Annotated in this window: 11 protein-coding genes and 1 pseudogene; 6 read left to right on the top strand and 6 right to left on the bottom strand. The window is 57.5% G+C overall.

Annotation, left to right across the window (positions count from 1 at the left end; genetic code table 11):
- The 5 genes from AX756_RS23685 to AX756_RS23665 form a co-directional block, all read right to left on the bottom strand.
- The coding region (locus tag AX756_RS23685; protein WP_156461658.1) for an IS110 family transposase at window positions 1–529 on the bottom strand (529 nt) is incomplete at its 3' end.
- 808 nt (window positions 530–1,337) lie between these two features.
- On the bottom strand, window positions 1,338–3,704 hold the full coding sequence (locus AX756_RS23680) for an arylsulfatase (protein ID WP_231701163.1): 2,367 nt from the start codon (window positions 3,702–3,704) through the stop codon (window positions 1,338–1,340).
- A 284-nt stretch (window positions 3,705–3,988) separates the two neighbouring features.
- The gene (locus AX756_RS23675) at window positions 3,989–4,195 is read right to left on the bottom strand and encodes a hypothetical protein (protein ID WP_156461657.1); all 207 of its coding nucleotides are present in this window, start codon (window positions 4,193–4,195) and stop codon (window positions 3,989–3,991) included.
- Window positions 4,196–4,199: 4 nt separating this feature from the next.
- A complete protein-coding gene (locus tag AX756_RS23670; protein ID WP_068318082.1) occupies window positions 4,200–4,970 on the bottom strand; it encodes a DUF2092 domain-containing protein in 771 nt (256 codons plus the stop codon).
- A gap of 75 nt (window positions 4,971–5,045) precedes the next feature.
- On the bottom strand, window positions 5,046–5,462 hold the full coding sequence (locus AX756_RS23665; protein WP_156461656.1) for a hypothetical protein: 417 nt from the start codon (window positions 5,460–5,462) through the stop codon (window positions 5,046–5,048).
- Window positions 5,463–6,120: 658 nt separating this feature from the next.
- Between AX756_RS23665 and AX756_RS23655 the strand changes: the two genes are divergently transcribed.
- The 5 genes from AX756_RS23655 to AX756_RS23635 all read left to right on the top strand — a co-directional run bounded on the left by AX756_RS23655 (window position 6,121) and on the right by AX756_RS23635 (window position 13,071).
- On the top strand, window positions 6,121–7,164 hold the full coding sequence (locus AX756_RS23655) for a helix-turn-helix transcriptional regulator (protein WP_156461655.1): 1,044 nt from the start codon (window positions 6,121–6,123) through the stop codon (window positions 7,162–7,164).
- Between the two features lie 734 nt (window positions 7,165–7,898).
- Window positions 7,899–9,083 (top strand): phenylacetate--CoA ligase family protein, encoded by a 1,185-nt coding sequence (locus AX756_RS23650; RefSeq protein WP_231701162.1) that lies wholly within the window; start codon window positions 7,899–7,901, stop codon window positions 9,081–9,083.
- Between the two features lie 265 nt (window positions 9,084–9,348).
- Window positions 9,349–10,926 carry an inorganic phosphate transporter gene (locus AX756_RS23645; RefSeq protein ID WP_068318073.1) on the top strand — a complete coding sequence of 526 codons (1,578 nt, stop codon included), beginning with the start codon at window positions 9,349–9,351 and terminating at the stop codon, window positions 10,924–10,926.
- Window positions 10,927–10,941: 15 nt separating this feature from the next.
- Window positions 10,942–12,762, top strand: coding sequence for a Na/Pi cotransporter family protein (locus AX756_RS23640; RefSeq protein ID WP_068318070.1), 1,821 nt, complete (start codon window positions 10,942–10,944; stop codon window positions 12,760–12,762).
- A gap of 51 nt (window positions 12,763–12,813) precedes the next feature.
- Window positions 12,814–13,071, top strand: coding sequence for a hypothetical protein (locus AX756_RS23635; protein ID WP_068318067.1), 258 nt, complete (start codon window positions 12,814–12,816; stop codon window positions 13,069–13,071).
- A 137-nt stretch (window positions 13,072–13,208) separates the two neighbouring features.
- Here AX756_RS23635 and AX756_RS25355 read toward each other — a convergent pair.
- Window positions 13,209–13,343, bottom strand: a pseudogene (locus AX756_RS25355) (IS5/IS1182 family transposase); the annotation flags it as partial.
- A gap of 56 nt (window positions 13,344–13,399) precedes the next feature.
- Here AX756_RS25355 and AX756_RS23630 point away from each other — a divergent pair.
- On the top strand, window positions 13,400–13,945 hold a 546-nt coding region (locus AX756_RS23630), incomplete at its 3' end, for an IS6 family transposase (RefSeq protein ID WP_068318064.1).

Genomic DNA, 13,945 nt, shown 5'->3' with positions numbered 1-13,945 from the left:
CTTCATCCATCTCGATCATCGGTCTCACGAGACCGTCGAAGCTACCGTGTTTGACGGATCGGGGAAGGCGAATGCCGAAGATCTTCAAAATGCCGCGCACTTCATTGGCGAGGTCCATGGTTTTCTTGAGCAACGCCTTTCTGGTGCTGAGCAAAGCACGCAGCCCGTGCGCCTCGCGGCTCTTCATGTGCACCGGGCTGAACCAGCCTGTCCGCAGTATCTGAGCAATTCCCTTGGCGTCTGTTTTGTCGGTCTTGTTCCGCATCGCTGAAAGCGCAGCGCTGACCTGGCGAGCTTCCATGCATGTGACATTGAAGCCTTTGGCTTGCAGGCCGAAGAACAAGTGCTGGCTCAGAGTGCCAGCCTCAAAGCCGCTCCGCGCGATCGGATGACCGACTGTATCCAAGCAACCGGCAATGTCATCGACCTCGCAAGGCAGCTCTCGTTCCAAGCAAACCTTGCCACGGCCATCGACGACGCAAAGCGCACAGGATCGAAGCGACACATCCAAACCAACGAAGTATTCCATTCTCTGTCTCCCTTTCTCACAGCATGACTGTGAACCTATCGGGAGCTCGACCTCAGAGCAGGGTCAGCCCAATTACGCATGCTTCCCGCACTTCCTGCAGATTTCTGTACTCGCAAATCGGCTCTTCAGCCATCCGCTCTGAACGACAGTATGTTGAGATTGCGGTCGTTCAACTCGGCTACAACGTTGTGAGTGATGCGGTTCCCCAAGAAAACTACACGTCCATCCTCAGTTCTGAATGCGTAGGTCCTTGACCAAATCCTACCCCCGCAACCAAAATTCCTACACGATATCAAATACTTGAAGTCGGCTTCAGCCGATTCGGTTTTTGATGTCGCGTTTTACATCAACGCCACATCAACGTTTGACGAGTCCACTATTCAGAGCCATGGGAATCGATGCTCCAGACGGATCCTCGTCCCCGTGTTCGTCCCTCCAAGGGTCCATGTTCTTAGCCAGTCGATGCTAGAACGCTGAACACTTCGACCCTTACGCGGTCCAAGATCCAGCCTGCACGACTAAAGGCGGACACGGTCGAGCGTGTCCCGCTCGCGCGTTCGGTAGCGTCGATTGTGACGTGAACGGCCCAATGCCGACCTTCGCGATTGGCGCGGCGAGTGGTCGGGACCGAACCCAGAACGGTCACGCCTAAACGCTCGCGTTTCGCATGTGCAGCAGCGCTGGACACGCCGCGAATCCTGGACCTGCCAGTGTTGCGGACAAGTGCCGGCGTGTTTCAGAACATGCGTTCGGGCGGCTCCTGTTGGAGCCGCCCTACTGTTCGTGATCATACAGCTAAAGTGGCGGTCTATTCGCTTGCTGAGTTCCCGTGCAGCATGGCTTCGAGCTTCTTGATGTCTTCGGGCGAAAGTTCGGGCCGGTCGATGGTCAGTGTAAGCTTGTCGAGTTTGCCATTGAACCGGAACGGCACCTTGTAGTCCTGATCGTCCACAGGAGTGCCGGTATCGGCGCCCACATCGAAGTTTTCGTCCCACTGCAGAGTCATGGGAATTGTCTTCTCCATCTTCTGGGTCGAAACGACCTTGCCGTCCACCTTGAGAACGCCAGTGCCGCTCTGACCAAGACCGCTGGGGGAACCGTAGGCCAAAGTGGCCGCACCGAGACCATCGTACTTGAAGTCGAATTCAAGGGTGTGTTTGCCAGGTGAGAGCACCTCTTCGCCTGCCCATTTCTGCCGTTTGAGATCGACAAGGTTCCAAGTAAAGACCGGTTTGCCCTTGAGCACGTAGAACCCGTAGCCCGCGAACCGTCCGCCCTGGGTCACGATCATTCCTTCGGCCCCTTCCTTGGGAACATCGATCTCTGCCTTGAAATTGTAGGATGTCGCAAGCACGCTTGGGGCATCGCCGTTGGGGGTGCCGGTCAGCTCGCCGGAATAGGTGAACACGCTGCGGCCCGCCGCGAGGCTGGGACGCGGCTCGACCATGCGCGTGAACGTCGTCGCATTCAGCGGCAGAACCTGATTGCGCTCAGCTTCCTTCCAGAACAGGTCCTCCAACTCCTTCAGCTTCTCGGGAAACTGGGCAGCCACATCCTCATATTGCGTCCAGTCCTTGCTCAGGTCGTAGAGTTCCCAGGGCCAGCTTGCCGGGTCGTGGTTCCCCTTGCCGCTGTTGTCCCACGGGGCGCGCATGACCTTGCTGCTGGCGATCCAGCCGTCGTGATAGATCGCGTGATCCCCGATCATCTCGAAATACTGGGTCTTGCGAGTCGAGTCGGCATCGGCGTTGGCCGCGTCGAAGGTATAGGCCATGCTCACGCCTTCCATCGGCGCTTGCGGGATGCCCTCCACCTCCGTCGGTTGTTGGAGCCGGGCCGCTTCCAGAATTGTCGGCACGACGTCGATGACATGGTGGAACTGGTTCCGGATCCCGCCCTTGTCCTTGATGACCGCGGGCCAGGAGATTGCCATGCCCTGCCTGGTGCCGCCGAAATGCGAGGCCACCATCTTGGTCCAGGAAAACGGCGTATCGAAGGCCCAGGACCAGCCTACAGACATGTGCGGATAGGTCAGGTCGGACCCCCAAGCGTCATAGTATTTCAACTGAGCCTCAACGGGTAGGCTGACGCCCTGCACTGACATGACCTCGTTCGGTGTGCCGTCGAGACCGCCTTCGGCGCTGGTGCCGTTGTCGCCGGCGATATAGATGATCAGCGTATTGTCGATCTTGCCCAGATCCTCGATGGTCTCGATCACGCGCCCGATTTCGTGATCGGTATAGGCGACATAGGCCGCGAAAACATCGACCTGGCGCAGATAGAGTTTCTTATCGTCCTCGTTGAGATCCTCCCATGTCTTGAGCAGGTCTTCGGGCCACGGGGTCATTTTTGCATCCGCGGGGATGACGCCCAGCGTCTTCTGGTTCTCGAAAATGGTTTCGCGCAGCTTGTTCCAGCCATCGTCGAACAGGCGCATCTTGCTGATCTTCTCGATCCATTCCGGCGTCGGATGATGGGGCGCATGGGTGCCGCCGGGCGCGTAGTAGATGAAGAACGGCTTGTCCGGAGCGAGCGCGTCGATTTTCCGGATATGCTCGATTGCTTCGTCGGCCATCGCTGTTGTCAGGTTGAAGTCGGGATCGTCCTCGAATGGGTAGATGTACGTCGTATTGCGGGCGAGATTGGCCGGCTGCCACTGGTTGGTGTCGCCGCCCATGAAACCATAGAAATACTCGAAGCCCATGCCGGTTGGCCATTGATCGAAGGGCCCGAGTGCGGAGGTCTGGAACGCGGGCGTGTTGTGGTTCTTTCCGAACCAGGATGTCGCGTAGCCATTGTCCCGCATGATTTTGCCGACCGGGGCTTTGTCCCCGGTGATGATGCTGTTGTAGCCGGGATAACCCGTGGCGGTTTCCGATACCGTCCCGAAGCCCACCTGGTGGTGGTTGAAACCGGTGAGAAGGGACGCGCGGGTGGCAGAGCACACCGCCGTCGAGTGCATGTTCGTGAACCGCAGCCCTTCGGCGGCAAGACGATCAAGCGTCGGTGTGGGAATGACGCCGCCGAAAGTGCTTGGAACGGCATAGCCGGAATCGTCGGTCATGATCAGAAGCACATTGGGCGCCCCCTCTGGCGGCACCACACGGGGCGGCCAGTATGGTTTTGATTGCAGCGCGTTGCGCTCTATCGTCCCTCCGAATGTCGTATCGGGCATGGGAGGAAGCTGGCTTCCGTCTATTGTTGTTGTGGCACTCGGAGACCCAGGGGTGCCGGTAACCTGTGGTGCGCTCTCGGCCAGTACAGAGCCAGACACCAACGTGGCCACAACAAGGGGGAGTGCCATCCGGGACATTTCGGCAAACATGTTCAACCATCCTTCTTCATTCTGAAGATACCGAACCTGCAGGGCCTTGTTTCCTGCCGGCGCGACTGGCAACGCAAACACCTTCCAGAACGCGGAATCGGCCTCCAATCAGTTCACTGCCCGCACCCTGTCGGTCAGCAATAGTGAACGCCCGCCGCACAGCGGCGCACTGTCCTCCTCCCCGCACCGGCCACGCTGACCGGTGTCACCGGGCGCCCGACCCGCGCCTCCGCCGCCCCCACGAAGCCGTCGGATTTCGGCACGATTACACCGGGTCCAACTTGCAGGATGGTCGCGGCGATGAAGAGTGTCGTCGAGATCTTGAGGATACGTTTCATCATGGCGTCACTTTCCTTCCACGACATAGTTGCCGGATAACTCATCAAGGTCTGGCACATCGCCTGGAGCGACCACAGTTGCCCCGTCCGGCGCCGCGATCTGTGCGACCGAAACGGCCTCGGACCCAACCTTCCAATTGTAGACATCCACCGTGTAGTCGGGCGCCCCATCAGTCTGAATGCTGGTCACCGTGTATCGACAGGGAAAGGGCGCGTCGCTTTGCGCGATCCAGACTTGCAGATCAGCCCACTCTGTCCGAAACGCGAGGTGGTCGCATTCCTGGTTGCGAATGATACCGCTGCCCAGATCCTTCACGTCAATGAACAGCGGTCCCAGCGTCCCCTCGACATCCGCCAGAAGAAGATCGGCCGCAGGCATCGGACGACGATATGTATCGCGAAGTTCGTCGATCAGGGTTTCGACCGTTCCGGCAAGCTCTACTCGCGCAAGGACATTTGCGCCGCTGTCGAACAACGTCAAAGTCTTGCCGTCGAATCCCGCCTCAATGCTGGCAAATCCGCCATTTCGGGTCGCATACAGCTTGTCCGGACGTTGCAAGGAGACATTTCCGGAACTTGCGATTGCCAGTTTTTGTCCCTCGGTCGTAACGATATCGAGAGTCGAATCGTAGTCGAACGAAAAAGCGGTTTGTTGCGCCATGTATTCCGACATGGCAGCGAATAGCGCCCTGGCGTGGGACTCGTCGGCCTGCACCTGAGCACCCCATAGGGCTGCTGCAACGGCGGTCGTCGAGAATGCGAGATTTCTTGGGGTCATGCGTAGCTCCTCATGTGAGATTCGAGAGTCTTCCCTGAAGCTGCCAGTGCGACGCGCCAAAGCCGGCGCAATCGATCAGAACCGATAGGTTGCGCCGATCACCGGCCCTCCCAGCCCGAGTTGGACCTCGTTTCCGGAGATCTCCTTCTGGACGTTCATGTATCGGTATCCAAATTCGGCCGACCACGCCGCGTTGAACCGATAGCCGACCAGCCCAATGGCCTGCCATGTCGAACTGGCCTGCGTGATGAAACCACCAACGTCGGCCGTCGCGGTTGCGAACCAGTTTCCACCGAATGGAACGGTAAGACGGGCTGCTATCAGCGGATCGACCCAGGACGCGCTCTGGCTGGCGTGCTCGCTCGGGCGCAGATTGCCGTCCAGTTTTGTGTCGATATCCATCCCGAAAGCACGGAACCCGCCGGCAATATCGAAGGTAAGATCAGGACCATCGTAGACGCGATAGGCCACATACCCACTGAACGCCGTCACCTTGGTTTCGATCTGTGCGTCCGAAAACACGAGCCCGGCGGGCGTGGCGTCGGTCGCCCCATGTCAACGTAGAGGAGGTCGCCGATCAAACCCCATGGGCCATTGCGTGCCTCGAAAATGCCCATGAAGGCCATGTTGAGATTGGAAAGGTCGATACTTCCGTCCGAATCCGACTCAACCGTGCCGAAATCTGTTTCGACGGAGGCAGATAATCCCGGCAACCAGCCATATATCGCTGCGGCATATGTCCAGTCGGCCTCCTGTGCCGACAATGCTCCGGCTGCAATGATGAGCGGAATAGCTGAGATGGAACTGCGCACGATATGACCTCTGTTTTTTAGGGGCATGCGGTTCGAATTGCATGCTCGCCCGATCTGAACCGAGTATAGATGCACAACAAGCCGAGTTTTGACTTCACGCGCCACGAAGACGCGCCTATCCTGCGACCGAAAGGCACTCCCTGGTCGATTCACCCTCAGGGGCTGCCGGAACCAGGTCACAGTACCAAGGCAGGTGAAGAAAACTGCGGAACGACAAACGTACCTTTGTCGGTGACACATGTGAGCGAATATCCGGGCGAGCGGATAACAACTCTATTTCGCTTCCTGTTTACGCCCGCAGCCAGGAATGCGACCCCGACTGATTTGAAAGGACGAGCTTGCCCCGGGTCATTCCACTCATCAGCGCGGCCGCTATTGCTCCGATAGTGAGGTGGCTGGCGCTGGCTGGCCGGAATGCTCAGACCTATCTCGATGCGGCTGACCTGGGCTATTGGCCTGCGGTCCGACCTGAAGATCCCGTTCCTCTTCTCAGCGTTGTGGAATTCTTGCGTTCGGCCGCACATGTGGAAGGCCCGGATTTCCCGTGTCGGGCTCTGTCCGATGCCAGTCTTCTGGATCTGGCCCGTTTCGGGCGCGAAATCCTTGGCGCAAGCAGCCCGCGAAATGCACTACTCCGGGTTCAGACCATCCATCCGCGTCATTGCACGCATGAACAGATCAGCCTTGTGGAGAGTGCCGACTCCGTTCAGATCCGCCATCAAATGTATTGGCCCTTCGATCCGGAAGCGCTGCACCTGATCCAACAATACGTTGCAATGATGGTTGTTTCGCTGATGAGGTTCACTGACGCGTCCCCACCGCTGATCACGTCGGTCGAGATGGAGCCGCATCCGGATTTTGGCTTCGACCTCATTCGCAACTTCGGGTTGTCCGGTACCGAAATCTCGCCCGCAACGTCACGCGTGCTGGTTCTGACGATACCGCTGAACGTCTTCGATCATCAGTTTCGCAAGATCGCGCGCGACCGGAGCGCAGCGAATACAAATCAGGATTGGCCACCCATGCGAGGTGACGGCTCGCTGACGCATTCCGCGGGAGTTGTCGTTGCAGCCATGTTGAAAGATCGGCCGCCCACGATCGAGCGACTGGCACGGGCTGCTGGAACCAGTGTGCGTTCCTTGCAACGCGATCTGAGCGGGGAGGGAACCAGTTTTTCGGCACTACTCGACGTCGCAAGGAGAGATACCGCTCTTGCAGAACTCTGCTCCGGCAAGATGCCAGTTCGCGACATAGCCACTGCGATTGGATTTGCAGATCAGGCGACCCTCACCCGCGCCGTCCGCCGCTGGACAGGGACAACTCCCCTGAAAGTTCGTGGATCTGATATGCTGCGAAGGCGATCCGCTCCACTGAAGCCGTGATCAGGCATAAGACAGATGGTGCCAGAATTGACGATTCCGTTGCCTGCTCCTCCAATTCGCCGCGTGCAATTGACGTTGTGGGGCCACCGTGCGCGCCGAACAGTTTTCCAAACTCGGAAGTTGTGAAGGCGTCCAGAGTGGACGGCTACAGAACGGCACGGCCGACTCGCTTCGGCAGTCTACGAATAGCGGCTTTCGCATCTGCGAGTACGGGGCGTTCGGTTGCAGCGAGTTCGCACAATTACCGTTCCTTTCAAACTTCTGGGGTTCTACTTCGGAGACTGCACGCCCGCAGAAAACGACAGCAAGGGCGGGGAGCGGTCTCTCACTGCAGTGAGCATCAAAGTCTCACATGCGGACGAAGCCGACCTTCGGTGCCGGTGCCCTTGTGTCCGCTTGCTTTTTGGAGGCGTAGCCAAATGTCCGCACGACAATCGTGTTTGACATTGTTCATTCAGCGGAACGCCATAGTGTGGATTCCAATAAACAAGGTCCTCGAAGCGGGACAACATTGATGAGAATCGGCAAACGATATGCATTTCAGTCTTTTCAGAGCGTTGGGGTATATGGTCGGCGGTCTGTGGACAGGTTGGGGCGGACGCAGGCGAATAGAAGCAAGGCAACTTCGCAACCTACGGCGACTTGTAGAAACGGTGCGACGCGACTCCCCTCTGTTTCGTCGGCTTTATGGAGATCTGCCACCATCAGACGAAGTCGAACTAAGCGACTTACCGGTGACCCGCAAACCCGAGCTCATGGCGGAGTTCGATGACTGGCTGACAATCCGTTCCCTTCCTCTCGACAAGGCTCGCGAACATCTGACGGACATTGGAAGGGTTGGTGTGCCAATCGACGATGTTGCCGTATTTCAGACGTCCGGGACATCGGGTGAACCAGCCGTCATCGTCTTGTCTGAATCGTTCGTGGAATATGCTTATGGCATCATGCTGGCACGCTTCGAACGATATCACCGGAAGCTCGTCCGAGACGTCCGCAATCTCGGCGCCAGGGTGACGATCACAGGCGGGCGTGGCCACTTCGCCGGAAACGGTTTCAATAAACTGGTACAACGGTTGAATCCACGGCTGGCGAAAGGGTTTGGGGTAACCTTCGTTGAAGCCGAGCAGCCGATTGGCCAGATTGTTGACAGACTCAATGCGATTGGGAACGTCGCCTGGATCGTGACCTACCCTAGCATGCTGGCCATTCTGGCACGGGAAAAGGAGACCGGACGGCTGCGGATCGAGCCTGCGCTCTTTACCACCGGAGGCGAAACACTGACAGATGATCTGCGCGAGCGGGTCAAGCGGGCTTTCCCCTCGCTGAAATACGGAATTGCCGATCCCTATGGGTGCACTGAGTGCCTGGCACTTTCGTTCGAGTGTAGTCACGGGCGGAAGCATGTGAACGAAGACTGGGTCATCCTCGAAGCAGTCGACGAAGCGATGCAGCCTGTACCGGACGGCACGTTATCAGCGACCGTTCTGCTAACTGTCCTCGCCAATGAAGTTCAGCCGTTCATCCGCTATGATCTCGGCGACTGTGTCCAGTTCGACGAGGACTCCTGCACCTGCGGGTCGCCGTTTCGCAGTATTCAGGTGGAGGGACGTCAGGCGACGCTCGTTCGCGTTGGCGGGGTGACGCTGTCTCCGCTTGTCTTCAATCTTGAACACGACCAGGCTCAGCGTATCCAGCTCGTCCAGACCGGCGAGTGGGATTTCGAACTGCGCATACAACTGGCCGAGGGCGCGGCGGCAGGGCCTGTCTTTCAAGAGGTAATCGCGTCAGTGAAACGGGTTTTCCGCGATAACGGCCTGGATGATGTCACCGTGCGGACAGGCGAGGCACTTCCCGAATTTACCGGGAGCGGCAAATTCCATGAAGTACTGCCTTTGCGAAACACCGGTTCACGAACATGACGCAGCCCAGCAATCGCTAGACTTGGGTGCATGGCTTCCGAACAGAAGTCCCGGTTCAGTAATTCCTCACACACTCAGGCTTGGGTTTTCGGGGGAGTTCGCTGGCTCCTCGAGCCGTCACAGAAATGTCGCCTTTTTGTTACGAATCTTTTAAGTTCGCCTGCTGGTGATGTGTGTCAAAGCTCTCATCTTCCCGCCCCGGCAATTCTCTTCCCGCTGGGACCAGAGTGTCTGTCAGGAGAAGAAGTCCAAAAAAGGGGGGGACATGAAGTTCAGGGAGTACCTCAAGATAGAAAGCGCGGCCGATCTAAGCCGCACAGAGGTGGGTCGTCTGGGCACGGCTATCCTCTTCATCGTGGCCGTGATGATCTACACAGGCGCGAAATTCGCCCATGTCGAGCAGTCCTATTTGCTCGTGGCGGCAGCGGTGATCGGCGCCTATATGGCGCTCAACATCGGTGCGAACGACGTGGCCAACAACGTCGGCCCTGCAGTGGGCTCCTTTGCCCTGACACTCACAGGCGCCATCGTCATTGCGGCGATATTCGAGGCGGCCGGCGCGATCATCGCTGGCGGCGATGTGGTGTCCACTGTCAAGAAAGGCATTATCGATCCGGCAGACATCAACGATTCGGACACCTTTGTCTGGGTGATGATGGCGGCATTGCTTGGGGCCGCGATCTGGCTCAATCTTGCCACGTGGCTTGGAGCACCGGTCTCTACCACCCATTCGATCGTCGGTGGCGTCATGGGCGCGGGTATTGCAGCCGCCGGTTGGAACATCGTGAACTGGGACTCGATGGGCAAGATCGCCCTGAGCTGGGTTGTCTCACCTGTCACCGGCGGCATCATCGCCGCCCTGACGCTCTATTCGCTCAAGAAACTGGTCTTCTTCAAGAACGAGCCGCTTCAGGCTGCGCAACGGGTGGTGCCGATTATGATAAGCATCATGGCATGGGCGTTCACGACCTATATCTGCCTGAAAGGCATCAAGAAGCTCATCAAGATCGACATCTTCTCCGCCCTGTTCATCGGGATGGTGGCGGCTATTATCGTTTGGGTCATCGTGGCACCTTTGGTGCGCAAGGCGGTGCCCAAACTGCCAAACAACGGGGAGGGCGTGAACAAGCTGTTCACGGTGCCGCTGATCTTTGCGGCGGCGCTTCTGAGCTTCGCACATGGTGCCAATGATGTGGCCAACGCGGTCGGGCCGCTGGCCGGAATCGTGGATGCCCTAACGAGTACCGATGGCGGGGCCGTGACAAAGGCCGCGATCCCTCTCTGGGTCATGGGCATCGGCGCGCTCGGCATTTCTGTCGGTCTCGCGCTGTTCGGCCCCAAGCTGATCCGTACCGTCGGATCGGAGATCACCGAACTGGATCGATCACGCGCCTTCTGCATCGCGCTTGCGGCGGCGATCACCGTGATCATCGCCAGCCAGCTTGGCATGCCGATCTCCTCGACCCACGTCGCACTCGGCGCGGTCTTTGGCGTCGGCTTCCTGCGCGAGTTCATCGAGCAGCGAATGCATACCGTCGTCGAGGACGTATTGCATCAGCATGAGGGAGACCCGCATTTCGACGAGGTCGAAGCGGTTCTGCGGGACTTCGAGAATGCCATGCCCGAGGACAAGGCCGAGATGCTGTCCCGGATCAAGGAGATGGGGGCGGAATCCGTTATCACCAAGGCACAGCGCAAGGAGCTGCGCGCAGCCCTCAATCGGCAATTGGTCAAGCGTTCTACGCTGTTCAAGATCGTCTCGGCCTGGATCATCACGGTCCCGGTGGCGGCGTTCATGGCAGCCCTGTTCTTCTTTGCCCTCCGCGGCATGATGTTGCCGTAGGGGTCTGATAAATTGATGAAGAAGCTCCTTCTGCCAATCATACTTGCGGCACTTGTCCTGGGGTTCTGGAACAGCCAGGACTTTCAGGAGATTGCCGCGGGCGTTGCCATCTTCCTCTTCGGGATGCTGATGCTTGAAGACGGCTTCAAGCAATTCAGTGGGGGCGTTCTGGAACGTGTCCTCGATAAGTCGACCGACACCATACCGAAATCTCTCGGTTTTGGCTTCGTTGCAGCCACGGTTATGCAATCGAGCTCCCTGGTGTCGGTCATTACGATCTCGTTTCTGAGCGCGGGATTAATCAAACTGATTGCCGGAATTGGCATCATGTTCGGCGCCGACATCGGAACCACGACCGGCGCCTGGCTTGTTGCCGGGTTCGGGTTGAAGGTGAAGATCTCGGCCTACGCGATGCCAATGCTCGCGCTCAGCATTGTCCTGGTGTTCCAGAAGTCCAAATACGTTCGCGGGTTTGGGTTCATCCTGGCTGGGCTCGGATTCCTGTTCCTGGGCATCCACTACATGAAAGAAGGCTTCGATGCCTTCTCGGAACAGTTCGATCTGACCAAGTTCGCGATGGTGGGCGTGATGGGCCTGCTCGTCTACACGGCGATCGGCTCAATGGCTACGGTGGTCATGCAGTCTAGCCATGCCACCATGGTCCTTGTCATCACGGCCATGGCGGCGGGCCAGGTGTCCTATGAGAATGCGATCGCACTGGTGATCGGTGCGAATATCGGCACCACGATAACCGCAATCATTGCCTCTTTGCCGGCAAATTACCTCGGTCGGCGACTGGCTCTGGCACATGTAATATTCAAGCTTGTCACCGCAGTGGTGGCTTTGACGCTGATCAATCAGATGGTTTGGGCAGTCGATTGGATCAGTGACAAGGTCGGGATCAGGCCGGACGACTACGCCCTGAAGCTCGCGGTGTTCCATACGATGTTCAACACGATGGGTGTCGCGATCATGACTCCGCTGATGAACCAGTTGATTGCATTTCTGGAGCGGACAATTCCTGAACCCGAATTGGACATCAGCCAGCCTCAATACCTGTCAAGGGCTGTCGAGAGCTTCCCTGTCTCGATGGAAGCGGCAATGCGGAAGGAGGTCAAACACCTCCAAGACAACGCGACCAAACTGATTGCGCACGGATTGAACCTCCACCGACATGAAATCTATGCGGCGGACGATGTTGCCAAGACGGTTGAGGACAGCAGGGCAGAAGTAGAACTCGACATAGATGCGAAATTCGAGCAACGCGTAAAGGCCCTCTACTCCGCAATCTTCGATTTCGCGAGCCGTGCCGGCGCTCTGAATCTCCCGAGAGACATCACAGATCATATCTATGGGCTTAGGGATTCCGCTCAGAGCACCGTCCACGCGGTGAAGGCGATCAAGCACCTGCGCCACAATGTGACCGAGTACACAAAGTACCCGCAGGGGACGATTACCGACATTTACAACGGCCTCAGGGCTGAAATCGCCCGCATTCTGATCGAAATCAACAAACTGGATCGAAGCGATCCAGACGACCGCAGCATGCTCTGGTTGGACGAAGAGCGGGTTCAGATTGAACGGGATCGCAAGAACACGACCCGCATGATTGAAGGGCTCATCAGAGACGGAAAGATCGATGCCGAGGAAGCCACATCCTTCATGACAGATTCCGGCTATGCCTACGAGGCAATGAGTGATCTGATTGAAGCGGCACGCGTCTACTACGCGGACACAGAAGACGGAATGGCTGAAGTCGAGCGCATATTGATGCTGGAAGACGAGGATATCGAGGAACTGCTGTCCGAGGTGGGAGACCTGGAAAACATCGATTGAAAAAGACAGAAACAACGATGTGCTTGGGCCCAGGTGCAGAAGGAAAATGAAATGGCGTTGAAGAACACAACGGAAAAGCTGGACGAGTATCAAGAGCGCCTAAAGCACAAAAAGGCGAAGCCGATCAGTCGAAAGCACGTGGAGAAAGTAATCGACAAACTTGCGTCCAAGCACGACGACTTGAAGGCCGAGTTGAAAGCGGCTTCAAAACCCTCGAAGCGCGATCGGATCCGTGCCAAAGTGAAAGTCGTAGAAGAACTTCAGTCCAGAGCCAACTGGTTGCTCGAAAAGGTCAAAAAGTCAAAATGACGACCTGAAGTGTCAGGATGAACGCGATAGTGCCCGGTAGGGCATTCCCAAGTCGGTCAGGTTCGTCATCTCGGAAAGCGCGCCGACATGACGGAACAGAATTATTGTCAACATCGCAAAGGATTTCTTTTGCTAGGTCATGTTGACAAATGGCGGAGCCAGAGGCGGATTGATGTGATGTCGATGAAGCCGAGGAAGCGTTCAGCCGTTTTGTCGTAGCGGGTCGCGACGCGGCGTGCCTTCTTGAGCTTGTTGAAGCATCTCTCCACCAGGCGGTGTCAGAGCGATTCAAGTTGAGCGGGGTAGGGTGGTCTCGTAGCCTCTCGGGATGAAGAAAGACGACCCATTCAAGTATTTCCGGACGAGCCGCGAGATCATCCGCCTGGCTGTCATGATGTATGTCCGTTTCCCTCTCTCGCTCCGCAACGTCGAGGATCTGTTGCACGAGCGTGGCGTCGATATCAGCTATGAGTCCGTTCGTTTTTGGTGGAACAGGTTCGGCCCCATGTTCGCCGCCGAGATCCGCAAGAAACGGGCTGAGCGCCTGCGGTCCGGGCCCCAGTGGCGTTGGCACTTGGATGAGGTCTTCGTGAAGATCAACGGCGAACGACACTACCTCTGGCGGGCCGTTGATCACGAGGGCGAGGTCCTGGAAAGTTTCGTGACCAAGACGCGGGACAAGAAAGCTGCATTGAAATTCTTGAAGAAAACGATGCGGCGATACGGCCGGCCTGAGGCCATCGTCTCTGATTTGCTTCGGTCCTACGGCGCGGCTTTGAAGGCGATCGGCGCCGAACAGCTACACGAAACTGGCCGCTGGTTGAACAACAGGGCGGAGAATTCGCACCTGCCGTTTCGACGACGAGAGCGGGCG

The sequence above is a fragment of the Aliiruegeria sabulilitoris genome, from assembly GCF_001558155.1.
Classification (GTDB): Bacteria; Pseudomonadota; Alphaproteobacteria; order Rhodobacterales; family Rhodobacteraceae; genus Tropicimonas; species Tropicimonas sabulilitoris.
Note: the sequence above shows the minus strand (reverse complement) of the source record. Positions and strands in the feature narration are given on the sequence as shown.

What these genes read in the sequence shown, in the direction of transcription:
- AX756_RS23680 (WP_231701163.1), bottom strand. Translation starts at nt 3,704, where the DNA reads ATGCCCGATACGACATTCGGAGGGACGATAGAGCGCAACGCGCTGCAA.
- AX756_RS23675 (WP_156461657.1), bottom strand. Translation starts at nt 4,195, where the DNA reads ATGATGAAACGTATCCTCAAGATCTCGACGACACTCTTCATCGCCGCG.
- AX756_RS23670 (WP_068318082.1), bottom strand. Translation starts at nt 4,970, where the DNA reads ATGACCCCAAGAAATCTCGCATTCTCGACGACCGCCGTTGCAGCAGCC.
- AX756_RS23645 (WP_068318073.1), top strand. Translation starts at nt 9,349, where the DNA reads ATGAAGTTCAGGGAGTACCTCAAGATAGAAAGCGCGGCCGATCTAAGC.
- AX756_RS23640 (WP_068318070.1), top strand. Translation starts at nt 10,942, where the DNA reads ATGAAGAAGCTCCTTCTGCCAATCATACTTGCGGCACTTGTCCTGGGG.
- AX756_RS23635 (WP_068318067.1), top strand. Translation starts at nt 12,814, where the DNA reads ATGGCGTTGAAGAACACAACGGAAAAGCTGGACGAGTATCAAGAGCGC.